The following is a 25741-nucleotide window of genomic DNA, read 5'->3' on the forward strand; positions in this document are numbered from 1 at the left end:
ACAGGGCTAAATAAGCTCTAGGATGTATATAACCCAAATACTTGTTCTAACATTTCCGGGCAAACCGCCCATCAGGTCATGATGAAAAAAATTGCAGAAAATACCTGTTTGTCAAAAACAGAATTTTTTCTGAGTAAATAGTAGTAGAGATTTTATCTCTGCTGTTTGGTGAGTATTGCTACGTGAGTTGATGCACGTGATGGTACTTACTAAATAACAATTTGACACATTACCAGGCAATTTTTAAATACTAAAAATTGTTAATAGGTGAAGTTTAAGCACATGTGCCATCTAATCAAAATATTTATAAGGAGCTATTATGAAAGACATATTTGATATCAGAAATGTTGATTATTATGAAAGAAACATTGAGTTGATGAAGAAAGACAGTTGCTTAGGCTATAAACACAAAAGTGAACTTCAGGCAATCACACAAGAGCTGGCAATAATAAGAACTCACATTCAGAATAACCCAGATATAGAGATGAACGATGAAACCAAAACAAAAGCAGATAACTTCATATATAATTACAACATATTAATGGAGAGATATAAAAATAGTAAAGGACTAAATGAGCTACTGCGCAATTCGAATATTGCTTACTTTATAACTATCACTCAAAGCAAAAACAATGATTGCCATTCAAACAGAAGTGTTGCGATGTTCATTAAAAACATAAACCTATTGCTGAAGAAGGTGAATCAACGATTTTACTGCAATAGATTCAGAAAGAAACCTGATAGTCACCTAAAGGGCTTTGCTATATATGAAAATAATTCAGCAAAGACACAACCTCATTACCACTTGCTAATAAACGATGATCCGAAACTGAATTTGCCGGACTTAAAGAAAAACTTTGAAGAAGCTTGCAGGGAGTACAATGCATATAAAAACCAGATATTGTTCAACTATGAAAAAGGGATTGATATACAAAGAGTTGACGGAGATGAAAGGCTCTATGACTACCTAACAAAACAAGACATACAAGGTCAAAACATAACCTTTCTCAATAAATACGGGATATCCGACATATCAGCTTATGACGGGATAATAAGAGTTGCTTGAGTGAACTGGACTAGACTAAGGGGCAGTTACAATAACTCCTGAGGAGTATGCTGAAAGAGTGGAAAACTCAAAATATATGCTGTAAGAAAAGAGGACTCTTACAAGGGCTATGTATAGTTTACTCATCTCTCACCTAGGGGCTGTCTCAATTCGTCGGTCCACTATACAAAAAGAATCAAGTTTTATGATCTGCTTATAAACAACGATACTTTTCATTTATATAAAACAAGTATGACATAATAAAATATCTTAAACGCAACTTATACATAACTGATGTCATTTACAAATAACAAGATATCAGATATAATTAACAATGTGTTAGAGTAATCGTTAAAGGAAAGCTTACTATGAAAACATAGATTATCTTTTCTGGGAGGATCAGGTGTCAACAGGCTATCATGCAAAATATATTGCTCACAAGCTAACTTCACAAAACTCAAGTGATGATTTTTCAAAGCTTTCAATGTCACTTTTTGATGCCACTGTTGACCTTAACCCACACCAGATAGAAGCTTCGCTCTTTGCTCTTAATAATCCTTTGTCAAAGGGAGTAATCTTAGCTGATGAGGTTGGCTTAGGTAAAACTATTGAGGCAGGACTTGTTTTATGTCAGTTCTGGAGCGAAAGAAAGCGAGATATTATTGTAATCTGCCCAGCCTCATTAAGAAAACAGTGGGCAAACGAGTTATATGAGAAATTCAGTATACCAAGCATAATTATCGACTCTAAGAAATATAAAGAGTTAAAAAAAGAGGGTTCAGAAAACCCATTTAAACAAAAACATGTCATAATCACTTCTTTTCATTTTGCAGCTAGATTGAGAGATGAGCTAAAACTTGTATCATGGGACCTGGCAGTAATAGATGAAGCACACAAGCTAAGAAATGCACACCAGCAAAGCAATTTTATGGGACAATCATTAAGATGGGCACTTGAAGATGTTTATAAGATTCTTTTGACAGCCACCCCGCTGCAAAACTCACTCATGGAACTATACGGCCTTTCCACTCTAATAGATGACAACCTTTTTGGAGAACCTGCATCGTTCCGTTCTATGTACATGAACTATGGGGCTGATATTGAAGATCTGAGGAACAGGCTAAGCCAATTTTGCAAAAGAACATTGAGGCGTCAGGTTTTAGAATATATAAAATATACAGAAAGAAGAGCACTTACCCAACCTTTCAACCCCACAACCGAAGAGCATAAATTATATGACGCAATATCTGAATTTCTATTACGTGAAGATACATACGCAATACCTACAAACCAGCGACACCTGGTTGTCCTTATACTTAGAAAATTGCTGGCCTCATCATCTGCAGCAATAGCATCAACTCTGGAAACCATAAAAAACAGGCTTATCAGCATAAAAGAAGGTGTGAAGGATAACCGGGATCTGGTGGACAGGATAATTGATGAAGAGGAGATTGAAGATGATTTTCTGGAAGAAGACATAGAGGTTACAGAAACCTCTGACAATGAGAACAAAATTGATTTAAAAAAGCTAGAAGCAGAAATACTTGAGCTCGACCAATATATAAGATGGGCAAAGAGCATAGGTATAGATTCAAAAACCAGGGCTTTGATGAGTGCCTTAAAGGTTGGTTTTGCAGAGATGCAAAAAATGGGGGCAGCAAAAAAGGCAGTCATTTTTACCGAGTCCCGAAAAACTCAGGACTATCTGGCTAATTTCCTCGAAAGCAATGGATATTACGGCAAAGTTGTCTTATTTAACGGCAGTAATAACTCTGAAAATACAAAACAGATTTACAATGACTGGCTGACAAAAAATTTAGATAGCGGGAAATCAACAAGTTCGAAAGCTATAGACATTCGAGCAGCTTTAATTGATTATTTCGAAGACGAAGGTGAAATTTTTATAGCAACAGAAGCAGCGGCAGAAGGCGTAAACCTGCAGTTTTGCTCGCTGGTTATCAACTATGACTTACCATGGAACCCCCAGAGAGTAGAGCAAAGAATCGGAAGATGTCACCGTTACGGCCAAAAGCATGATGTTGTTGTTATCAATTTTATTAACAAAAGAAATGCCGCTGATATGAGGATATATGAACTTCTGGAGCAAAAGTTTAATCTTTTTAACGGAGTTTTCGGAGCTTCTGATGAAGTGCTCGGCTCTATAGAATCAGGAGTCGATTTTGAAAAACGGGTTTTAAAAATATATCAGGAATGCCGCACAGAAAAAGAAATTGAAAAAGCTTTCAATCAGCTGCAGCAGGAAATGGATGAGCAGATAAAGTCCCGTATGACTGATGTGAAAGAACAGCTGTTCGAACATTTTGACGAAGATGTTCATTCACGTCTCAAATTCAGACTGGAAGACACAAAAAGACAGCTGAGAAGGTTTGAGAAAGATTTCTGGACTTTAACAAGATTTATTCTATCAGATAAGGCCAAGTTCAATGATACTGAGTGCAGCTTCAGCCTTAAAGATTCACCCGCCCCTCATATTAAAACCGGAAACTACCATATGGTATCAAAAGACCATGTAAATATTCATGGAGACTATCTCTATCGTCTATCACACCCGTTGGGAGAATACGTTCTGGATTGCGGAAAGCAGTATCCTGTGGAAACAGCTTCCGTTGAGTTTGACATATCTAATCATCCGAACAAAATAAGTATTGTGGAAGGCTTAAAAGGAAAAAGCGGCTGTATGATGCTGGAAAAGCTCGTAATCTCTGGACTTTCGTCAGAAGAATATCTTTTGTTCTCTGCCATTGATGACAGCGGCAAAAGCATAGATCAGGAAGTTTGTGAAAAACTTTTTTACTGCAGTGGCAAAGTGGCAAGCACACAAAACATTGATACTGAGCAGGCAGAAAGACTTAAAAAAGAGTCGGATGTTCATTCAAAAGCGACTATTTATGCATCTGCAGAGAGAGATAATGAGTTTTTTAAACACGAACAGGAAAAACTGACAAAATGGGCAGAAGATATGATCACATCTCTTGAGAGTGAGCTTGCCGCAGCAAAATCTCAGGAAAAAGCGATACGAAGAGAATTGGACCTTGCAACAACAGTGGAAGAGCAGGTTGAACTGCAAAAAAAGCTTAAAGCGAAAGAAAGAGAAAAGAAAAGACTTCGTCAGGAGATATTTGACAGAGAAGACGAGATAGAAAACAAAAGAGACATACTTATAGAAGCCTTAAAGAAGAAGCTTTCACAAAAGACTACACAGGAGACGCTGTTTATTATACGATGGAGCGTTGTCTAATTTCGAGGGTTAAAAATGTCAGAAAACAAATATTACGAAAAGCTTAAAAAGAATCTAAAAGAGATGTTCCAGATGGACAGAAACGATCTGGACTTCGGCATATACAGAATAATGAACCAGAAGTCTGCAGAGATAGAAGACTTTCTGGAGAACAAACTTTTAACACAGGTTAAAGAAGATCTGGAGAAAACAAAATCTAAAACAGGTAAAGAAGAGCTTGAAAAAGCGATAAAAGACGCCGAGAGCTTAGGGATAGACCCTAACACTAACGAAAAAATTATCGCTTTGAAAGAAAAGTATGACTCTTTAGCAGACATAAATAAGGTTCAAAGCGAAATTTTTAGTCATCTTAATAACTTCTTTGCCTGTTATTACTCAGAAGGCGATTTTATGTCACACCGCCGTTACAAGCCGGGAAAATACGCCATCCCATACGAAGGCGAAGAGGTAAAGCTTCATTGGGCAAACAGTGATCAGTACTATATTAAGTCATCCGAGGATTTAAAAGACTATACGTTTATTGCAAGCGGCAAGAGAGTTCATTTCAAGCTGATAAACGCATCTACAGAAAAAGATAATGTAAAAGAAGCTTCCGATAAAAAGAGAATGTTTGTTCTTTGCGAGGATGAGCCTTTTATATTTGAAAATGATGAACTTTTTATAAGATTTGAATACAAAGCACCGGAATCCGAAAAAAAACAGGAAAACCTAAATAAGGATGCTGTTTCTGTTTTATTAAATTCAGCAGATTTGGGTGAATGGCGAAACATCTTATCTGAACCAAGACCAACTGACAAAAACAAAGAAAGAACACTTCTCGAGAAACATCTTAATGACTACACTGCCAAACATAAGTTTGACTACTTTATACACAAAGACCTAGGCGGTTTTCTGCGTCGAGAGCTGGATTTTTATATCAAAAACGAAATAATGCATCTGGATGATATCGAAAACGAATCTGCTGCTAAGGTCGAGGAATATCTTGATAAGATAAAAGTGATAAGAAAGATAGCAGGAAAAATAATCGACTTTCTTGAGCAGCTTGAAAATTTTCAGAAAAAAATCTGGTTGAAAAAGAAGTTTGTTGTCGAAACAAACTGGTGCATCACACTGGACAGGATTCCGGAAAGTTTTTACGAGGAGATTGCCGAGAATGATAAACAAATTGAAGAATGGGTTGACCTTTTTTCAATAGATAAAATTGAATTAAGCACAGAGTCACCCGCTTTTGAAAAACCATTGCCTGTTGAATTTTTAAAAGCGAACGAGTTCCTTGTTCTGGACACAAAGTTTTTCAGCGAAGATTTCAAAAACAGGCTACTCGAAACTTTTGATGATATAGATGAGCAGACAGACGGATTACTGATACATTCAGAGAATTTTCAGGCACTGCAGCTTTTGCAGGAAAGATACAAAGAGCAAGTAAAATGTATATATATTGACCCACCGTATAATACCGGTGGAGATGGTTTTTTATATAAGGATAGCTATAAACACTCCAGCTGGTATTCCATGATAAAAGATCGCTTAAAAATATCAGGACACCTGATGTCAAATACTGCCTCAATATATACACAAATAGATTACTATGAAACACACAGGCTTAGAGAAATTCTAGACACTCTATTTTTTTTCCAAAGGGAAATAATTTGGGATATTCAGGTTCTTTCAGGTTTTAAAACAATTGCGCCAAACTGGGTTCGAGGGCATGAAACAATTTATTTTCATACTAAAACTGAAGATTATTTTTTCAAAAAGCTTAAACAACCTCACACAAAAGAATATGAAGCAATGTTTAACAAGCTTGATACAGATGGTAGAAAATTCATGATAGCCCACGGATTAAAGAGATATTGGGACGAAGTTAAAGATAGAGGGAAACCGTTCGGTGATGTATGGAATGACATAATGTCTTTTCAACAGCAGCCAACAGCTTCCGAAAGAATCGGATTTTCAACTCAAAAACCAGAAAAGCTTCTTGAAAGAATAATTTTATCATCTACTAAAAAAGGTGAGATTGTTATCGACTTTTTTGCTGGGAGTGGAACAACTTCAGTGACCGCTTGTAAGCTTAGTAGATATTTTATAAATATTGAAGTTGGTAGTTACTTTTACAGCTTCATGCTACCAAGGATGAAAAAGACATTAAATGGCTTCACTACTTCTTCTTCGAAAGTATATAACTATAAAGGTGGCGGGATCTTCAAATACATACGTTTGGAATCATATGAAGATGCTTTAGATAACCTTACGCCAGTGAGAACTGAAGAACAAAACAATGCTTTCGAGCAGATGAGTGACACTGCAAAAGAAGAATATATACTGAAATATATGCTTGATGTTGAGACAAAAGATAACGAATCGATGCTTAACGTTAAAACATTCACAAAACCTTTTGATTATAAAATAAATATCAGAGTTGATGATGAACTTGTGCCTACTAAAGTTAATCTGGTTGAAACGTTTAATTATCTGATAGGCCTCAAGGTTGAAAACTTCAGAAGTAATTACAGTGGGTATGAAGGTCTAAAGACTGTTGAAGGTAGAAACCTTAAGGATGAAAAGATAATTATTATCTGGCGTGACATTGAACTTATTGATAATAACAAGCTTGATGAGTGGTTTAAAAAACAGCAGTTTTCAGCAAAAGAACAGGAATATGATTATTTCTATGTAAACGGCGACAACAATATTGAGAATTGGCGCAAAGACAATGAGACATGGAAAGTACGTCTGATTGATCATGAATTTCCTAAGCTTATGTTTGATGTAAAAGATGTGATGTAGGTTCTGTTATGGCTAAAAGAAAAAAGAAAGAAGAACTGAAATTTTATCACAAGCTTGTTCTTAACCAATATATTTGTTCTCTGTTTGAGACAGAAAAGAACGATGATGGTATTTATTCTTTTAAAATATTAGGTAAAGATTTTAAAGATGAAGGTATGGAAGGATGGGACAATGACGGTATTTCATATTTTTATCACAACCTTACATCCAGAACCAACGAAAGAGACAAATTGCCTGATGACAAGCTTAAAGAGTATGATAACAATATATTCAGACATACTAAAAAGCTAAGCGATGCCAGAGGAGAGCAGGTTAAATGGAAATATTTTCAATATTTTACACTTCTCTTCGTAGAAATATATCTGGATAGGTATTTTTCTGATAGAGAAAGTCTGCTTAAAGACCTTAATGACTTCCTTTATGATTTTAATATAGAATTCACTTCCAAAGGTTTGTTATCTCAACCTTTACCACTATACACTGAAGATGATCTGCATGTGCTTTCTGTATGGAATGCCACAGGGTCTGGCAAAACACTTTTGATGCATCTGAATATCTTTCAGCTTAAACATTACATAGAGAAAAGCGGTATAAGTAAACAGTATAACAAAACCATACTTCTTACACCTAATCCGGGACTATCTAAACAGCACCTTGAGGAGCTGGAAATATCCGGCATTGATGGTGATTTCTTCAATATTGATGGAACAGCTCAATACAATACAGATAATGTAGAGATTATCGATATTTATAAATTAAAAGATAGTTCAGGTAAAAATACAGTTGCAGTGAGTGCATTCAACAGTAACAACATTGTTTTTGTTGATGAAGGCCACAGAGGAGCATCCGGAACAGTTTGGAAAGATATGAGAGATCAACTGAGCGAAGAAGGTTTTGCGTTTGAATATTCTGCAACTTTCGGACAAGCAGTAGGCAGCAATGCTAAGCTTTCAAAAGAGTATGCAAAGAATATTCTTTTCGACTACTCTTATAAATATTTTTATAACGACGGCTTCGGAAAAGATTATTCAATACTCAATCTCCCTGAAACAGAAAACAATGAGAACTACCATAAATATATGACTGCAGGGCTGATTTCTTTCTATCAGCAGCTTAAATATTATGAGGATAATAAAGATAAGCTTGCAGTTTTTAATATTGAAAAACCTCTTTGGGTTTTTATCGGAAGAACTGTTAAGTCGCTGACTAAAGACTTGAGCTCTGACGTTGAAAAAATTGTACTGTTTATTGATGAATTTATTAAAGATGCCAAAAAGACAAAGGAGTATATATCACTCATTCTTGATGGCAAACTCGGCTTGCTGGATAAATTGGGTAGAGATATTTTTTCTAATAAGTTTACATACCTAATGAATCTGAAAATGTCTGCAGATGATATTTTTAATGATCTTAATAAGGTTTTGTTTAATTCAAGCTCCGGTGCTCAATTGCATGTTGATTACCTGAAAGGGAGCGAAGGTGAGCTTGCTTTGCGAGTGGGAGACAATGAACCTTTTGGAGTTATTAACGTTGGCGAATCAAAAAAGCTTGCTGACCTTTTAAGTAAAAATGTTGATGTTTTTGAGAAGGATTTTTCAGACTCGCTGTTTGAAGGGATAAATGATAGAGGCTCAACAATAAATCTGCTGATCGGTTCTAAAAAATTCAGCGAAGGGTGGAACAGTTGGCGAGTATCAACTATGGGGCTGCTAAATGTCGGCAAAAGCGAAGGCAGCGAGATAATACAGCTATTTGGTCGTGGAGTAAGGCTTAAGGGGCATGAGATGAGCCTAAAACGCTCAAAAGAGCTTGTTGGCATCGATAGACCTGATTTCATAAATATTGCCGAAACATTAAATATTTTCGGTGTAAAAGCAGATTATATGGAAACATTCAAAAAGTATCTAGAAGAAGAAGGTCTTCCTGTAAAAGATAATGTTTTTGAGATAGATATACCTGTCAGAAATACACTCGGAGATAAAAAGCTCAGAATACCAAAAATACCAAGCGGCTTACATTTCAAAACCAATGCACCAAAACCTACATTAAGGCTCGATCCAACATTGTTTTATGGAAGACCTGTAGAGGTGAACATGTATGCCCAGCTTCAGTCCATTCACTCAAAAGGTGCAGCATATATCGGAGACGGAATAAGGCATAATGAAGAAAGTTTTAAAGAAATGCACCTCGCTTTTATGGACTTTGAGCAAATATATAATGAACTGCAGATGTTTAAAAATGAAAGAGCTTGGTTCAACCTTAATATGCCCCGAGAAGCTGTCAGAGAGATATTAAACTTAGACAAATGGTACATTATAAAGATACCAAAGGATCAGATGAAGTTTTCCAGCTTTGAACAAGTTAAGCTTTGGGAAGAAATTGCTGTTAAACTTTTGAAAAAATATATTGAAAGGTTCTATAATCGCTATAAGTCAGGATGGGAAAACGAGCATAGAAGAATAGAAGTTCTTGATGGGAATGATAGCAACTTTATTGTTGAATATTCAGTTCTTATGGATTCAAGCATGACTTCGTTGAAAGCAAAGCTGGATGATATTGTCAGCTCTATAGATAATAATAAGTTTGATGATATCGTATTCAGCGATAAAATACATGCATTTATGTTTGACTGGCATCTATACCAGCCGCTTATGTATTTAAAAGATAATAATGTAAAAATAGTTCCTCAAAGCCTTGTTGAAAGTGAGAAAACTTTTGTAAGCGACTTAAAAGAATATTGTGAAAACGCTGAAGATAAAAGAGAGATATATCTTCTCAGAAACCTGACTAAGAGCAAAGGAATTGGATTCAATATTGATACCGGCACTTTTTTTCCTGATTTTATTTTATGGATTGTCGATGGAGAAACCCAGCATATAAAATTCATTGATCCTAAAGGATTAAGAAACTTGTCGGGGATTAATGACCCTAAAATAAGGTTTTGCAAAGATATTAAGCTTCTGGAGAACAAACTGGGAGATAAATCAACAACATTAGATTCTTATATAGTCGTTCCAACAAAAGAATATGATTTACCTGAATGGGCGCAGAACGAAAAAGAACTAGAGGAAAATAATATACTTAAACAAAATACAACCGGGTATGTTGAGAAGATATTATCGAAAATATAGGTATAAGTCAAAATGACATATTACCTAACTTCACAGTATAGGAATAAATTATTAAGAAGTAATTTGATGTCACTTAAAATTGGCTGGATTGATTTTACTAGCAAAGATAGAGCAAATGTTGATAAGGTACTTGACAATGTTTATGAAAAAAATGTTTTGGATGAACTTGGAGTCGGAGCTTTAGATAAGGTAGTATAAATTTCGCAAATTGAGTCTGTCTGCTTTAGACACTTACAAGGCCAGTACCATTTTGGTAGTAACCTTTATCCTAAATAACTGCCCCGGTTTTCTCCAGATCTATTATCTATAACGCATTGACGCCTCTTTACAAACTAGCTTTGAGATAGGTGTCCATGGGCAGTTGTACCGCCCTGATCATTCACGATAACGACCATACCGATCAATTCTTGCGCTGACCACCCTAACACTTTGTTTTTATTATGTAATATGATATTATTAATTAGATATAGGTTACCCTAGCGGAAGCCTTTTGACGGTATATTTTACGGTATATCTGTTCTTATATCAAAACCAACATCATAAATAACAAATACTTACACGCCAGGTTTTATTGTCTGCACCGCCATACAATAACAGGCCAGGGGCTTCCAGAGAAATCTGCGAAGCCCTTTTTAATTGCACGTTCCAGAAGATGAGCTGTCCGAAGACATCCACCACGATCCACTCAAATCCACGCTCCCTTGACGGTATAAAAAAAACTTCACATCTGGCAACCGAATGTCTTTAACAGATACAATCATCAACCCGCAAATAGTTTTTTTAAAGAACCGTAAACAATCCCGATCAACTTACAATAAACCAAACCCTGCATACATAATTATAACAATATTGCCGCTGCGACAACACCTGTCGCAGAAACATGATAATATAAAAAATATGGAGGCATATATGACATTAGCAGAGATCGTAAGAACTTTTTACCCTGAGCTTGTAAACCCCGACACTGAAATCAAAAGAAAGAAATACCGGCGTAAAAGCCATAGAAACCTTACGAGAAAAGAGCAGTTTGCAAAGCTGGTATTAGAAGAAAAACCTGAAACCATCGAAAAAGAGGCGTTTGAATACGAACGTAACGTATTTATCGAAAACTGTAATGTGGATGATGAAGATACTCATGTACAGGACCTCGGTGTGTTCAAGAACTGGTGTATCACAGCGAGTTATGAAGAAGTCCAGAAAAATAATATAAAAGTAACCGGCGTTGAGGATAATGAGCACTACAAGGAAATATACGAAACACTTTCAGGCTTATACGAACGTCTCTGGAGCCGGGGAGTTGAGGATGCCAGCTTTGATGCATTTTAAGAGCACAGTCATTTTACCAATTTTAATGAATTATCGTACTATTCAGTATCTTCATTCAGTATAGAGATATACTCAATATAAGCATATTTTTTATGCCTTTCCTTACCGAGTCTGGAATAAAAGTGTGTAAACGTCGTGTATGCTAAACTACAATACTATATATACACCATTGTCTTCATGGACGGAATGGTTTTAATGATGTGTGCCGGCGGTGTCGTTAGCAACGTAACGATATACATTCTGAAAAGGAATATCAGTGACTATGGCTGCTACTGATAAGGTAGTATAATTTTCGCAAATTGAGTCTGTTGGCTTTAGACACGGACAAGGACGTTCCCATTTTGGTAGTGACCTTCAACCTAAATCATTGCTCCGGTTTTCTCCAGATCTATTATCTAAAATGATAAGGGCATGCTCCCCATCGACGAGTACGACGGCAACTTCGACAAGCTGGCCCGCATGATTGCCGAGATGTGCGATGAAGACAGTATTTGTCTGTCAAAAGTACAGGAATTTGCTCCCGACACCCTGAGCCTCATTATAAACACCTTTGAAGCTGCAGAAACTGGTGGCATATGTAAAGAGCTTGTCCCTTACATAACACAGGATACTCTAAGAAATGCAGGTCTAATTATCGGCGACTGGTATTTGAGAACACTCTACCCCGCAGTATTCTACCGGATAAACAGGTGCTCTGAGGCAGATATCAGCGCACTGCCCCAGCTTTTCGAAGTAAGACCCCAAAGAAGCAAAGGCTATGCATACTACTCCAGAGGACTCGATACCAACATAATAACTAATGAACTGATTGGAGGCGAAGGACGAGCTTGGTGACTTTATCGATTCACAGGAACAACCTCATAGAGGATTCAGATGGAGAGTTTGACACCTGCGGTGCCAGGTTTATGTTCAGTTTCCTTAACAATACAAAAAGACCCGATACAACATGCCTTGAAGGAGTTATAATGCCTGACTTCTCCGGTGGAGCAGAACATTCAGTAAAAGCGGCTCAGACTCTTTTCTTACGTGACAGCGTATGGGATTAAAGTGCTGGGATAGACTCAGTCGCTCTAACAACAAGCTTCGGTTTCGGCGTAAATGTTTCAAAAATGAACAAACTTAAACTAGGGAGCATCTTTACAGAATATTGAAAGAATTCAAAGGCGCGAGGCATAAAGCCCCGCATCGAATCACTCTACGGAACGAACACAACGCACATCGATATGACCCAACTTTAAGTAGTCGTAACTTTTGCCGTGGTTGAAGTCCACTGACCATGCAAGATAACTATTACCGGCATCCGTAGTGGACGACCAATAGAGCAAAGAACGAACATTCTGAAATGTATTATCAATTGCAGGGTCATATGTTGACCTGTCTGCAATTGAAAGAAGCTCTCTCATATTAGGCAGCCGCCAGTCGTTGTACCCGCCGAGAGTTAAAGCTTCGCAGTAGTCTATAGCTTCCTGCCATTGTTTTGTGAATGAAGCAGCATCAGAATCATCCTGCCACATTAGATCGTTTCTGCTGTCAGTTACTGTTCCATTCGAACCGTTCCTTGTCAGCTCAGCAATCACTTGAGATGTCATTAAAAGCATCACGATCATAACCAACTGGATCTTTTTCATATATTCCTCCGATTTTATTTATTAGTCTGTAGCTGTCTGCATTGTTTGCAGTGTCCTCTGAATGAAGCGATAACATCCTCTCTGCTAATTTTCCCTTCAGATTTATCGCAAGAATACAGAAACTGTGCTTTTTTCTGTTTAAAGTTATTCACATTTGAGGGCATTTACACTGTTTCTTTTCTTCTTTCTGCAATTTATGTATGCACTGTATATTTCTTCAAAGCAGTACATTCGATTCCTCTTTTTTTAAGTATGAATGCTATTTAATTTGGGCTGAACTACTCACTCTCCAGAACGAACACAACGTAAGCGGTACGTAACCGACTTATTGCTGTAGCTACTTTTGCCCTCGACGAAGTTCACTATCCATGCATTAATACCATCATAAGCATAGGTAGTTGACGACCAATAGTTCGAATTGCCCACGTTTTGGAAAACAAGATCAGCTGAAGGTAAAACTCTACCCAAATCCACTATAGTTTCCAGTTCTTCAATCGACGGGAGTCTCCAGTCAGAATATCCCCCAAGGCTAAGTGCATCGCAATAATCGATAGCACCCTGCCAGTCTTTGTTGATTGAACTTGCATCCGCATCATCCTGCCACATAAGCCCGGTCACTTCGTCTGTAACGATATCATTCGCTCTGCTGTAGCTCGGCTCAACACCAGCCTGATACCAGCCATCATCGTAATCTGCGTAGGAAGTTGTCTGTCCGGTTTTCTTCAGTTTCGGAGCAGACTCCGGTATCACAGGCTCTTCCTCTTCCTCCACAAAACTGAAGGCTACCCAGCAGTCTTGCATGATCACATCTGTAGTATAGGTATTTCCGCTAAAAGTACCTGCACCGCATGTTCCCGATGCAGTGGGAACAAAATAGCAACCATCGTTTGGAACAAGAACAAACTCAACCCTTTCCCCTTCGACAACAACTGCTGTCTCTGGAGTTACGCTACCGCTATTGTTAAACCTTGCTTCAACGGAATACTTCACAGCGGGCTCAGTGATAGAGAATGACCCATCGCTGTAGTCGTATAATGTGTCTGGACTGGTAACGGTCATCACCTTCACCTTATAGGAATCACCCCCCTCAATAGATTCAGGCACTACCCATTCATAGCTCCCCGATGAAGGCTGGCTGTAGGCTATTTCTTCGGTGATATTATCGCCGACAAGGCTGATATCCAACAGTCCGTCATAGTCTGTACTTATCCACTCAATGGTAAGTGCTTCCCCTGCCTCAATACTTTCCCCGCCGTTGGGAGATATGACAGTAATCACAGGTTCAGGAGATGTAACCGTTATCTGAGCAACCTCGGTATCCGTCTCTTCACCATCGGATACCTCAAGGACAACGGTGTATGTTCCGGCCTCAATGTATGTATGCGAAGGTGATTCTGCCGTTTCCGTGGTGCCGTCGCCTAAGTCCCATAGATATGTCAGCGTATCATTGTCGGTATCGGTGGAGGTGTTTGTAAAGGACACCTCCTCTCCGGTCTCCGGTTCCTCGGGGGAGTAGCTGAACGATGCCTCTGGAGGCGTATTATAGACAGGAGCTGTAACGGTTATTACTGCGCTCTCTGTGTCTGAAAGCCCGTCTGGGTCCTCAGCTGTAAGCGTTACAGTATATGTTCCGGAATCAGAGAATGAATGAACAGGGTTCGCTTCCGTTGATGTGTAGTTGTCACCAAAATCCCATAGATACATCAGAGAATCACCATCAGGATCGCTAGATTCATTTGTAAAGACAATCGAAGTATCTGTCTGGGGGGATAACGGTGAATAGCTGAAACGAGCCTCGGGGGTGTCGTTTGTATCGATTCCTCCATCCGACTGGGCAAGGAGCTCATCCGCAATCTGAAAATTCTCAGAGTTCAACTCTGCCCCTTCATTAATGAATAGACCAAACCCGCTTATAACTCCAGAAGTGTCGCCGAGAAGGGTTGTGGAATCTATACTTCCGTACATACTCCACCACGGCGTTTCTGCTGTATCAGCTACTATGGAAGAATCCATAGAAGTATTTAAAGATATACCGTTTACGTCAAAAAGCTTCAGGGAGGTATTTCCCATAACACCGATATCGATGGCGGTATCCCCCGTCAGCTCAGGACCCATACGCTCAAAGCTGTGGCTGAAGTCCCTGGAGTGTTCTATACCGGACTGATCAGCTTGGACACTGGCTGCTCCTTCCACAGATGAACCGACACCGGCATATACCTCTCCGGATGCGGTTCCTTTAACAGAGGCTGTGAAGCCGACTATGAAAGAGTACGGGATGTTTATATCTGTTTTAAGTACACCCTTAAACTTAACCTCTCCAATATCATAGGCCTCGTTTATATTGGAATATGCCCCGTCTACATGAATGTCTACAGCGCTTATAGCCTTCCCTGTCTGGGAGTAGTCGAAGCTTGTTATCCTTGAGTCCTCAATATCGAAGTCAAGTTCAAGGTCATAGCTGAAACCGTAACAGCCGTTTATAGTTATACCGTCACTCAGCTGAACATCATTTATTGCGGCATAGAAATCAGTCGGCACACCGGAGCAGTAGTCGCCAGCACTTCTTACCCTATGTACACTGATACTTCCGCCTTGGAATGACTGAGTATCTACAACTTCGGCATTGCTCATCGATTGAGTGGTCATCATGCCGGCGTTATTATACATATCTGTTAGTTCGGCAGGCTCCGTTGAAAGAACATAGTTTCCTTCTTGATACTCCTTGCCTGTTATACTGAGTAGAGAGCCAAAGGGCTTAGCTTCAGAGGCCTGAGAGCATAGGATTGTACCCTCTGTGATATTAGCAGCGAGTTCAGAATCACCCTTTATTACAATGGAGTTATCGGAGACTGAAATGATGCTGTCGTTGGAGTCCAGTTCAATATCCTCAACATCCTCTGCGGTATAGAAGCAGTTGATTACAACATCCCTAACATCTGCCCCTTCAATAGTGCCTGCCCCGTTTTCCACAGAGCAGAAACCGCCCTCTGGCTGGGAGGTTACGGTTATGCCGTAAACATCCTTGTCCTGAAATGTATCACCGAGAAGCTTTTCACCTGCCCCTGAAACAACTCTGGAGGATTTACCGTTGGAGATCTCGATTTCGCCCAACAGGCCGTTAACGTCGGCGTAAATACTGTAATAGGTCACCGGCTCAGGATCCGGGTTAACAGGTTCACTATGATCCGAACCACTGCCCCCACCGCAAGCTGTGATAGAAAGCGCTAATGCTGTAAAAATAATAAGAATTAAGGATCGAAAAATAGCCGACTTCTTCATACCGGTATCTCCTTTAATCTTCTATTACTTTTATTTATACAACAACAAGCAACATTTCTGAATACTGATATTGTATTAGTCATTCATATGTACATTTGAGTTTCAAAAGATACCACAGGCAGATATGTACTTCGAAAACACTAAGACTGGTGGAAATTTTTATTGTTAATGAGATGCCTTTTCAGCATTTATATATGTTTTTCCTTCATAATGAAATTCCTTATAGATGCACGGCAACCGAAGAGCATGCATATTAAAATAGGGGCCCCTGCAGTTTGTAAAAAGTCTGGCTTGATAATAGACAACTCATAATACAGGAGTATTAACACAGCTGATAAGCTTAAGCGGGTTCCACATATTATACAGGCTGAGCCTAGCCTGCTTGGGAGGGATTCACAAGATTTATGGCAGAATAGTTTTCTGAAACGCCTATCAGGTAATGCATTGCACCGACATCAGCCCTGGATCTAATACTCAAAACTGGCTCTTCGCCAGATGGTTGTTCACTGAAAGGCCGCATGATTCTCTTGAAAAAGCACATCCAGAGAGTATATATGTGATATAAGTATCTTTAATTTTACATTTAACAAAATAGAGAACCAGCTACACTTGACATTTAATAAGTTAATAAACTACTTGCAGTATCAAGAGGCAACTATGAAAAATATAGCAGTGCTTTTCCTGCTCATACTCAGCACATTCGGAGTTAACGCAGAAACAACTCTAAAATACGGCATCTCCTCTATGCTCTCCGCCTCCAGCACCTTCATCCACTATGAAGAGCTGAACAATTATATTGCACAAAAAATGGATACTGAATCACATATTATCCATAAGGAAAACTACAGCGAAATGAACCAGCTGATTAAAAACAGCCAGGTGGATTTTGCAAGTATCTGTACAGGGGCGATGCTTTATCTCGATGAATCGGAATATAGGCTTGTTGCTGTGCCGGTTATCAACGGTGTAAAAACCTATAACTCTGTCGTTATAGCAAACAGTGAATCGGGTATCGATTCTCTTAGTGATATGCAGGAGAAGGTTTTTGTCATGACGGACAGACTTTCCAACACGGGGTACCTGTACCCCTCTTATCTGTTCAACAGAAAGTTCGGAGATATTAACTCATTTTTCAAAAAGGTATACTTCACAGGCACCCACGATAAATCGGTATACCTTGTGAATAAAGGAGTCGTTGATGCAGGGGCAGTGGACGAGCTGGTGTTTGAAAGTATTAAAGCCAATAACCCTGAGAATGTCTCGAATCTGGAGGTGATCCACCGCTCGCCGGACTTTGGAATGCCACCTATAGTCGCATCCAACAAGATGGACAATATAAAAACCGAACAGCTTAAAGCGGTTTTGCTCAATATGCACAAAGACCCGGAAGGGAGCAGTATCTTATCCGAGCTCATGATAGACAGGTTTGTACCCGCAGAAGAGAGTGATTACGATATTGTCCATGAGATAAAAAAGTATGTTGAAAATCATAAGAAATAGCATACCTGATTCTTTTAAAAACAGGTTTTTGCTTCTCTTTACCGCCTTTGTTATCGTTGCAGGCCTTAGCAATATCTCAGCTCAATATCTCTTTGATAAGTTTGAATACAGCAAGCTCTCAAACGAGACAATACGGAATATTCACTTCAGCTCAATGAACAGTTTGCGAGACTCCATCCTATACGACGACATATACACATTGTTTACGATAACTGAAAGTATCGCACATAACGTATCTCTGGTCCAAAATGTATTCATACTAAACAGTAAGAAGCGTTATATTACTGATGCAATGGTCACAAAGGATATTCCAGCAATCCAGAACGACAGTAGTAGCTATAAAACAATGGACATAACGCTGGATAACGGAAAGACCATCGGCTATGCAGTTTATCATGTTGATCTTGATTATATTCAACACCAGATCCTGAGCCATAATATTGTAACTACAGGTGTAATAATGCTGATTATTGTCGTATTTCTTGTGGCGGCAATTGTCCTTATTTTCTTTTTCACCAAACCTATAAATATAATATCTGCCTCACTAATCGAATCCGAAAGCAGCAGTGTCCCGATTTACTTCAATATCCCAGAGCACACCTCATCGGAGATTAAAACCCTCGCCAACATCATTACGGCCCTTTCTGTGGAGCTTGATAAAAAAATGAAGCAGAACATTGAGTCGGAGAAAAAAATCGCTCAGGACGAAAAACTGGCTGCCATAGGCTCACTATCTGCAGGGCTGGCACACGAACTTCGCAACCCTGCAATGTCACTCAAGATTATGACCCACAGCTTTCGAACGGGAGAGTCCATAACAGATGATGACCTTGTCGTCATCGAAAGGGAAGTGGACAGAATATCTATGACTGTGAATGAGTTCCTGCGGATAGCAAAGACTGTGGATGTGGATATTACTGAAACAAACACCAAACGAATTAAACGTATGCTCATCGAGCACTTCCACAGGGTTCTTAATGAGATTAGTATACTCTACTATGGCAATGACTTTGAATTCAAAACAGACGAACTTAAGCTTTTCAGCGTATTAGAGAATTTGATATATAACTCGAAAGAGGCTGATGCAACTTCTGTTAAGATACATTTTGAGCAAGCACCTAACAGCACAATAATATCTTACATTGACAACGGTGTCGGCATCCAAAAAAATATTGCCGATAAGGTTTTTCTGCCATTCTTCACAACTAAAAAAAGCGGTACAGGCTTAGGCATGAGTATGTGTGAAAAAATCCTCTTCGCATTAAACGGTACTATATCAATAGATACAAGCTACACAGAAGGAGCAAAATTCACTATAATACTTAAAGGTGCAAATAATGCGTAACATCCTTGTAATAGACGATGACACTTCTCTTACATACAGCCTGAAAAAGGCATTTAACAGGGACTACAGCCTTTCCATCGCAAATAACGCCTCAGAAGCATTTACAATACTTAGAAATAACAGTCATATAGGTCTTATTTTCCTGGACTTTAAACTTGGCGAAGAAAACGGTATTGATGTCCTGGAGAGACTGAATAAGGACTATCCCGCCATACCGGTTATTTTCATGACTGCATACGGCAACAGCAACACGGTAGTTGAGGCCGTTAAAACCGGAGCTGTGGAATATCTGGTAAAACCCATTGAGCCTGAAGTTTTTATTGAAAGCATTAACGATTACTATCTTGAAAACGGAACTTCATGTGGTGATGATTTTATCAGGGTTCCTGAGTATGACAGAAGCATCGAGATTGCGGGCACATCCAAACCGATGAGGGATGTATTGAAGCTTACCGCCTCGGCCTCTCAGTCCGATGCCCCTGTTTTGATAACAGGAGAGAGCGGAACCGGGAAGGATCTGATAGCCGGAATGCTTCACAGACACAGCAAAAGAGCCCCGGAACCTTTTATACCGGTAAACTGTGCGGCTATACCCTCTGAACTTCTGGAAAGTGAGCTCTTCGGCTACACCAAGGGTGCGTTCAGCGGTGCATCATCTCATAAAGTAGGGCTTTTCGAATCAGCAAACCGCGGAACAATCTTTCTGGACGAGATAAGCGAGCTCCCCTATGAGCTGCAAGCGAAACTGCTTAGAGTTCTACAGAATGGCTCGATTCAGAAGATTGGCGAATCTATGGCATGCTCCGTTGATGTAAGGATCATCGCAGCTTCTAACAGGAACCTTACCCAGCTTGTGGACTCAGGCGATTTCAGAGAAGACCTTTTCTATCGGCTGAGCGTTATCGGGATAGACATACCCCCTCTAAGGGCTAGGAAAAATGATATACCAGAGATCGTACTGTACCTGCTAGGGAAATATAACCAGAAAAACAGCAGAAAGATACGCTGTATTAGCAAAGAACTGATTGAGATACTCAAGAATCAGGAATGGCGCGGCAATGTGCGTGAGCTGGAGAACAGGATAAGGGAGGCTGTTGCACTGGCAAACAGTGAGAAGCTCTGCCTGGATAACATAAGTTTCGGTGCCATAAGCTCAGAACCCCATGGACAACTCCGCCTTTATGATTATTTCACAAATAAATACAAAAACGATATATACAATAGCTCACTCGCAGAATGCGAGAAGGTACTTGTGCAAGGCGCTCTGAGCAGGTTTAACGGAAAACTCAGTGAAGCTGCGGAATGGTTGAATATCTCAAGGGTCACCCTGAATGCAAAGATTAAGAAATACGACCTGATGTAAAGATTCTATACCTAAACGTAAAACATCTTTACAGCAACATATACTCTCATCAACACATACCCTTCGTTATAAGCCACTTACCACTCCCTAACAATTGGCACCTCCATTGCATATGTAACTATCAGTAAATTCAGGAGGTCTTTAAATGAAAATCAAAAGAAGAGATTTTCTTAAAGCGACAGCAGTTATAGGTACTGCAGCCGCTTTTGGCTGTGTACCAAAAAATAATGCTTTAGAACCTGCTTCAGCCATGCCTCAGAAGATGGGCGAAGCCGAAGGTGAGTGGATATCAACAACATGCCAGGGGTGTACCACTTGGGACCCTATACAGGTTTTTGTGCAGGACGGCAGAGCTGTAAAGGTTCGAGGAAACCCCAACAGCAAAGCAAACGAAGGCACTTGCTGCCCCAGAGCGCATATGGGACTGCAGCAGCTTTATGACCCCGATAGAGTAAAAGTGCCCATGAAAAGGACAAACCCCGAAAAAGGAAGGGGTGTGGATCCCAAGTTTGTGCCCATAAGCTGGGACGAAGCTCTGGACACCATCGCAGATAAAATGATCGAGCTGAGAAAGAACGGCGAAGCTCATAAATATATGCTCAACAGGGGACGCTACACCTACGCTAGAGATATCATCTATGATGCAATGACAAAGATCTACGGCTCTCCTAACAATATTTCTCACAGCGCCATCTGTGCAGAAGCAGAAAAGTCCGGTGCATTCTTCACCCACGGATACTGGGACTATCGAGACTATGACCTTGATAATACGAAATATCTGCTGATATGGGGGCTGGATCCGCTTGTTTCGAACAGGCAGGTTCCCTACTCAATAAAAGTATTCGGCGAGGTTATGGACAAGGCGACAATCACCGTTGTGGATCCAAAACTGAACGCATCCGCTGCAAAGGCCCACAACTGGCTCCCCGTACTACCCGGAACAGACGGAGCCCTTGCTGTGGCCATAGCCCATGTGCTTCTAACAGAAGAGCTGTGGTACAAGCCCTTTGTCGGCGATTTCAAAGACAGTGTAAACCATTTCAAAGCTGGCGAAACTGTTGATGAGTCATTATTTGAGGAGAAGTATACGAGCGGTATTGCTAAATGGTGGAATCTGGAGCTTAAGGATAAAACACCCGAATGGGCAGAGAAAGAAACCAAAATCCCGGCAGAGCAGATCTATAAAACAGCCAGAGAGATGGCAGTAGCAGCCCCTTCTGTCTGTGTGTGGATGGGTCCGGGTGCGGCAATGCACGTGCGCGGTACTTACTCGGCAATGGCGATTGAGGCACTCTGCGGACTTCTCGGCTCAATAGACAATCAGGGGGGAACCCTTATGAAGGGGAAAACCCATGTCAACAAGATGCCCAGCCTGGATGCATATAAAGACAGTATCGCCAAAAAGAAATACCAGAAAATAGACCAGCGAGGTTACCTTGACTTCCCTGCTCTTAAAAAAGGAAAATCCGGCGGCGGAGTTGTAACCAACAATGTTGCCACTGCCATGCTTGAAAAGGACCCTTACGATATCAAGATGGGTATCGGATACATGAACAACTTCACATTTTCCGGAACCGGAGCACAAAGATGGGAAGAGGCCCTCAGCAAGCTCGATTTCTATGTGCACATAACAACCCACGCCTCCGAAATGACTCAGTTTTCAGATATAGTTCTCCCTTCAGCGATTACAACATTTGAAAAGTGGGCATTCCTCAAGAGCAAAGGGAACAGGCACTCACAGGTTTCTCTCCTTCAGCCTGTTGTAGATCCCATGTGGGATGTTCGTACCGATGAAACAGAGATACCTTTCCTTATAGCCGAGAAGCTTGCAGAGAAGGGATTCGACAATATGCTCAGGTACTTCAAAGACAGCTTCAAGGATCCCGAAACCGGTGCGACCCCGCAGAATGCCAAGGAGTTTGCTTTATACGTTGTAAAGTATTACACAGCACCCACATGGGACGGCAAAGAGAGCTTCCCCGGAGATAAGATTAACGGTTGGGAGGACTTTAAAGCTGTTGGAGTCTGGAATGATGCACCCTATCCCTTCAAAAAAAGCTGGGGCAAGTTTAAGACAAAGACAAAGAAGTTTGAGTTCTACAGCGAAACCCTCAAGGAAGCTCTTTCAAAGCATGCAAAGAAGCATCACACAGATGTAGATAACGTCCTTGAAGAATGCAATTACGAAGCACGTGGAGAGCATGCTTTCATACCTCACTATGAGAAACCTTTCCGTTACGGCTCAACAGAGGAGTACCCCCTAACCTTCATCGACCACAGATCACGCCTGAATAAGGAAGGACGCAGTGCAAACTGTACATGGTATCAGGAATTCAAGAAAGTGGACCTCGGTGACGAAAGCTGGGACGATGTGTTGAAGATTAATCCTGAGGATGCGTCCAAGTACGGCATATCCAACGGAGACATGGTTAGAATAACATCTGTCAACGCAAGCTTTGTTATCAAGGCAAAGCTTTGGGAAGGCGTACGCCCCGGCACAATCACCAAATGCTACGGCCAAGGTCACTGGGCTTATGGAAGAATTGCTGCAGAAGATTACCATAACGCTAAACCTAAAGGCTTTAACAATAACGAACTGATGCCTGCAGACTATGACCGCCTCTCTGGTAGTACAGCAAGAAACGGCGGTTTCTGCGGCGTAAAAATTGAAAAAGCATAAGGAGTTGAATTATGTCCAAAATGGGAATGGTAATAGATCTGCATAAATGTGTAGGATGCGGAGCATGCGGAATCGCATGTAAAACAGAAAACAATACACAGGACAGAAAAAACGGTCAATCTTATAACTGGGCGGACTTTATCTTCAAGATGGAAGGCAAGTTCCCCGATTTAAACTTTACAGCCTATCCTGTCCTTTGCAATCATTGCTCAAATGCTGCATGCGTTGATGCATGCCCTGTAACACCCAAGGCAATGTTTAAAACAAAAGACGGAATAACCATGCATAATGATGAGAGATGTATCGGGTGCCGGCAGTGCCAGATGGCCTGTCCATACAGTGCGGAAGATCTCGAGGGAAGCGATGCGGAATACAGCGTAATCAGCTTCAATTTCGATGATGAACCCACACATCCGGCATACAGAAGCAGCTCTGTACTCCTCGACGGCATGACATCCTCCGGCGCAGAGGTCTCAAAGGGAGCTGGCGCTGTACCCCCTTTCAAGACAAAATACGCACATCCGGACTACGACGATGTCAGAAGGAAGGGGATTGTTGAAAAGTGCATACTTTGCGAACACAGGATCAAGAACTGTGAGGATCCATACTGTGTTGATGCCTGCCCTTCACATGCAAGAGTTGTAGGGGACCTTGATGACCCTAACAGCAAGGCATCCAGGTTGCTGAACACCTACAGCTACGAAAGACTGCAGGTTGAAGCGGGCACTGAGCCTAATGTTTACTATATAAGGTCCTACAAAGTTAAGTAGCTATGATCCAATGGAGGGGTGCCTGGGCATCCCTCCTTAATCCTTTTAACGGTGAATAAATGACTATAGACAACTCTGGATTGAAATCAGAACTGTGCAGAGCCTTTGCTCTTATGTTTTACAACCCTGAGGATACCTTTCTCAATGAGCCGGAGATACTCGGCTATTTTGCAGAACTGCTTGAGAGCCTGGGAGAGGAATACCGCCCCTATGCGGAAAGAGTGAAGAATGCCCTTAAGAAAAATAAAGAAACAGAGATAATGATTGATTATGCCGCTCTGTTTGTCGGACCATATAAGCTGAATGCCCCGCCTTACGGCTCAGTATACATTGATAAGAAAAGAAAACTGAATTCCGATTCAACTAAAGAAGTTGAGGAATTATACAAAGAGTATGGCCTTACAGTGTCCAAAGATATTAGCGACACAAGCGACCATATTGCTGTTGAATTGGAATTTCTCCATACATTGCTGGCAGATTACCATAACAACCCGTCCCAAAAAACCATGGATATCCTCAACAGATTCATGGAAAGCTTCTTTCTACCTTTTGTAAAAGGTTTATCGCCATTGATCATCTCAAATGCTTCCACAGATATTTATAAATGCGTGGGAGAGAGCCTGGGGATGTTTACCCAAAATGAGCTGACAACATTATGCTGCAGCTAAATAAAAAAACCTCCATTTTTCCCGCCTGAACTGGCGGGTTTTTTTATCCCAGAGGTATAATGTCACAGCCCTCCAGGGTGGAGCTGCTAATCCTATGTACTTTTTCGATTTCTATATAGTATTATGAACTCGGAGAGAACATATGAAGACTGGGATACACTTACTATTATTTTTAATCGCACAGCTCTTATTTGCAGAACCCCATCCGGTTAATACCGTAGCGGTTATATCCATCGATGCACTCCACCCTGCTGCAGTAAGTGAGGAAAATTCCCCCAATATTTATGGCTTTATTAAAGAGGGGAGATACTCAAGCGAAGCATCCAGTACACAGCCTCCGAAAACACTTATCGCACACACAGCAATGCTGAGCGGCCTGTCTCCTGAAGAAAACGGTAAAACTGATAATACATGGAAAAAGGGCGAGGACAGGGTCTCAGAGCCCACAATGCTCTCCACAGCCAAACAGGCCGGCTATGAGACAGCATTAATTTACAGCAAACCAAAGCTTGGATATTTAGCCAACGAACATACTGATACTGAAATATACTCTAAATTCAATGCCATAGAAAAAGCAGTCAAGACCTTGGATATTAATAAAAAACAATTCATATTCCTTCATATCAGCGGGCTTGACTTCGCAGGTCCGGAAAGCGGGTGGCTTTCCGATGATTATCTTGACGAATTCAACTTCATTGATGAAATGCTGGCTATGTTTTTCAATAAACTCTCAAAAGGCAGCTCCTATCTTCTGGTTATCACATCGGATCATGCCGGACATGGAAAAATACACGGTTCGAAGCATCCTGAGGATGCAAAAAGACCTCTGATCGTATACTCAAATAGCGGCCATCCACCTGAACTAACGCCAGACACATTAAAAATCAGCAACCTTAAGCAATACATCGAAAGTATCTATATCAGGTAAAAATATGCCTGGTTTTCATGACAAACTGCGAA

Annotated in this window: 17 protein-coding genes; 15 read left to right on the forward strand and 2 right to left on the reverse strand. The window is 40.4% G+C overall.

Annotated elements, in window-relative coordinates:
* Positions 1 to 319: 319 nt before the first annotated feature.
* The 8 genes from K300_RS0107755 to K300_RS0107790 all read left to right on the forward strand — a co-directional run bounded on the left by K300_RS0107755 (position 320) and on the right by K300_RS0107790 (position 12594).
* The gene (locus K300_RS0107755; protein ID WP_022851100.1) at positions 320 to 1066 is read left to right on the forward strand and encodes a hypothetical protein; all 747 of its coding nucleotides are present in this window, start codon (positions 320 to 322) and stop codon (positions 1064 to 1066) included.
* Between the two features lie 382 nt (positions 1067 to 1448).
* Positions 1449 to 4304, forward strand: a complete 2856-nt coding sequence (locus tag K300_RS0107760) for an SNF2-related protein (protein ID WP_022851101.1) — start codon at positions 1449 to 1451, stop codon at positions 4302 to 4304.
* Positions 4305 to 4319: 15 nt separating this feature from the next.
* The gene (locus tag K300_RS0107765; protein ID WP_022851102.1) at positions 4320 to 7091 is read left to right on the forward strand and encodes a DNA methyltransferase; all 2772 of its coding nucleotides are present in this window, start codon (positions 4320 to 4322) and stop codon (positions 7089 to 7091) included.
* Positions 7092 to 7099: 8 nt separating this feature from the next.
* Positions 7100 to 10222, forward strand: a complete 3123-nt coding sequence (locus K300_RS0107770) for a DEAD/DEAH box helicase family protein (protein WP_022851103.1) — start codon at positions 7100 to 7102, stop codon at positions 10220 to 10222.
* Positions 10223 to 10288: 66 nt separating this feature from the next.
* The gene (locus K300_RS17070) at positions 10289 to 10420 is read left to right on the forward strand and encodes a hypothetical protein (RefSeq protein ID WP_022851104.1); all 132 of its coding nucleotides are present in this window, start codon (positions 10289 to 10291) and stop codon (positions 10418 to 10420) included.
* Positions 10421 to 11131: 711 nt separating this feature from the next.
* Positions 11132 to 11548: a hypothetical protein gene (locus K300_RS0107780; protein WP_022851105.1), complete on the forward strand. Its 417-nt coding sequence runs from the start codon at positions 11132 to 11134 to the stop codon at positions 11546 to 11548.
* 411 nt (positions 11549 to 11959) lie between these two features.
* On the forward strand, positions 11960 to 12382 hold the full coding sequence (locus K300_RS0107785; RefSeq protein ID WP_022851106.1) for a hypothetical protein: 423 nt from the start codon (positions 11960 to 11962) through the stop codon (positions 12380 to 12382).
* On the forward strand, positions 12379 to 12594 hold the full coding sequence (locus K300_RS0107790; protein WP_155827583.1) for a hypothetical protein: 216 nt from the start codon (positions 12379 to 12381) through the stop codon (positions 12592 to 12594). Before K300_RS0107785 ends, K300_RS0107790 begins: the two co-directional genes overlap by 4 nt.
* Positions 12595 to 12738: 144 nt before the next feature.
* Here K300_RS0107790 and K300_RS15030 read toward each other — a convergent pair whose 3' ends face one another.
* Positions 12739 to 13176: an Lcl C-terminal domain-containing protein gene (locus tag K300_RS15030; RefSeq protein WP_022851109.1), complete on the reverse strand. Its 438-nt coding sequence runs from the start codon at positions 13174 to 13176 to the stop codon at positions 12739 to 12741.
* Positions 13177 to 13458: 282 nt separating this feature from the next.
* On the reverse strand, positions 13459 to 16455 hold the full coding sequence (locus K300_RS0107810; protein ID WP_022851110.1) for a PKD domain-containing protein: 2997 nt from the start codon (positions 16453 to 16455) through the stop codon (positions 13459 to 13461).
* Between the two features lie 657 nt (positions 16456 to 17112).
* Here K300_RS0107810 and K300_RS0107815 point away from each other — a divergent pair.
* The 7 genes from K300_RS0107815 (at position 17113) to K300_RS0107845 (ending at position 25709) form a co-directional block, all read left to right on the forward strand.
* Positions 17113 to 17955 carry a substrate-binding domain-containing protein gene (locus K300_RS0107815; RefSeq protein WP_022851111.1) on the forward strand — a complete coding sequence of 281 codons (843 nt, stop codon included), beginning with the start codon at positions 17113 to 17115 and terminating at the stop codon, positions 17953 to 17955.
* Positions 17933 to 19300: a sensor histidine kinase gene (locus K300_RS0107820; protein WP_022851112.1), complete on the forward strand. Its 1368-nt coding sequence runs from the start codon at positions 17933 to 17935 to the stop codon at positions 19298 to 19300. Before K300_RS0107815 ends, K300_RS0107820 begins: the two co-directional genes overlap by 23 nt.
* Positions 19293 to 20663 (forward strand): sigma-54-dependent transcriptional regulator, encoded by a 1371-nt coding sequence (locus K300_RS0107825; RefSeq protein WP_022851113.1) that lies wholly within the window; start codon positions 19293 to 19295, stop codon positions 20661 to 20663. Before K300_RS0107820 ends, K300_RS0107825 begins: the two co-directional genes overlap by 8 nt.
* Before the next feature lie 145 nt (positions 20664 to 20808).
* Positions 20809 to 23343, forward strand: coding sequence for a molybdopterin-dependent oxidoreductase (locus K300_RS0107830; RefSeq protein ID WP_022851114.1), 2535 nt, complete (start codon positions 20809 to 20811; stop codon positions 23341 to 23343).
* An 11-nt stretch (positions 23344 to 23354) separates the two neighbouring features.
* Positions 23355 to 24113: a 4Fe-4S dicluster domain-containing protein gene (locus K300_RS0107835; RefSeq protein ID WP_022851115.1), complete on the forward strand. Its 759-nt coding sequence runs from the start codon at positions 23355 to 23357 to the stop codon at positions 24111 to 24113.
* Positions 24114 to 24172: 59 nt separating this feature from the next.
* Positions 24173 to 24781, forward strand: a complete 609-nt coding sequence (locus K300_RS0107840; RefSeq protein ID WP_081646925.1) for a TorD/DmsD family molecular chaperone — start codon at positions 24173 to 24175, stop codon at positions 24779 to 24781.
* Positions 24782 to 24923: 142 nt separating this feature from the next.
* A complete protein-coding gene (locus tag K300_RS0107845) occupies positions 24924 to 25709 on the forward strand; it encodes an alkaline phosphatase family protein (RefSeq protein WP_022851117.1) in 786 nt (261 codons plus the stop codon).
* The last annotated feature ends 32 nt before the right edge of the window (positions 25710 to 25741 follow it).

Source organism: Limisalsivibrio acetivorans, from assembly GCF_000421105.1.
Taxonomy (GTDB): Bacteria; Chrysiogenota; Deferribacteres; order Deferribacterales; family Geovibrionaceae; genus Limisalsivibrio; species Limisalsivibrio acetivorans.

Excerpts from the sequence above, each read along its gene's own strand:
- K300_RS15030 (WP_022851109.1), bottom strand. The coding sequence starts at position 13,176 with ATGAAAAAGATCCAGTTGGTTATGATCGTGATGCTTTTAATGACATCT.
- K300_RS0107815 (WP_022851111.1), top strand. The coding sequence starts at position 17,113 with ATGAAAAATATAGCAGTGCTTTTCCTGCTCATACTCAGCACATTCGGA.
- K300_RS0107810 (WP_022851110.1), bottom strand. The coding sequence starts at position 16,455 with ATGAAGAAGTCGGCTATTTTTCGATCCTTAATTCTTATTATTTTTACA.
- K300_RS17070 (WP_022851104.1), top strand. The coding sequence starts at position 10,289 with ATGTCACTTAAAATTGGCTGGATTGATTTTACTAGCAAAGATAGAGCA.
- K300_RS0107765 (WP_022851102.1), top strand. The coding sequence starts at position 4,320 with ATGTCAGAAAACAAATATTACGAAAAGCTTAAAAAGAATCTAAAAGAG.
- K300_RS0107840 (WP_081646925.1), top strand. The coding sequence starts at position 24,173 with ATGACTATAGACAACTCTGGATTGAAATCAGAACTGTGCAGAGCCTTT.
- K300_RS0107830 (WP_022851114.1), top strand. The coding sequence starts at position 20,809 with ATGAAAATCAAAAGAAGAGATTTTCTTAAAGCGACAGCAGTTATAGGT.
- K300_RS0107835 (WP_022851115.1), top strand. The coding sequence starts at position 23,355 with ATGTCCAAAATGGGAATGGTAATAGATCTGCATAAATGTGTAGGATGC.
- K300_RS0107780 (WP_022851105.1), top strand. The coding sequence starts at position 11,132 with ATGACATTAGCAGAGATCGTAAGAACTTTTTACCCTGAGCTTGTAAAC.
- K300_RS0107825 (WP_022851113.1), top strand. The coding sequence starts at position 19,293 with ATGCGTAACATCCTTGTAATAGACGATGACACTTCTCTTACATACAGC.
- K300_RS0107770 (WP_022851103.1), top strand. The coding sequence starts at position 7,100 with ATGGCTAAAAGAAAAAAGAAAGAAGAACTGAAATTTTATCACAAGCTT.
- K300_RS0107820 (WP_022851112.1), top strand. The coding sequence starts at position 17,933 with ATGTTGAAAATCATAAGAAATAGCATACCTGATTCTTTTAAAAACAGG.
- K300_RS0107755 (WP_022851100.1), top strand. The coding sequence starts at position 320 with ATGAAAGACATATTTGATATCAGAAATGTTGATTATTATGAAAGAAAC.
- K300_RS0107785 (WP_022851106.1), top strand. The coding sequence starts at position 11,960 with ATGCTCCCCATCGACGAGTACGACGGCAACTTCGACAAGCTGGCCCGC.
- K300_RS0107845 (WP_022851117.1), top strand. The coding sequence starts at position 24,924 with ATGAAGACTGGGATACACTTACTATTATTTTTAATCGCACAGCTCTTA.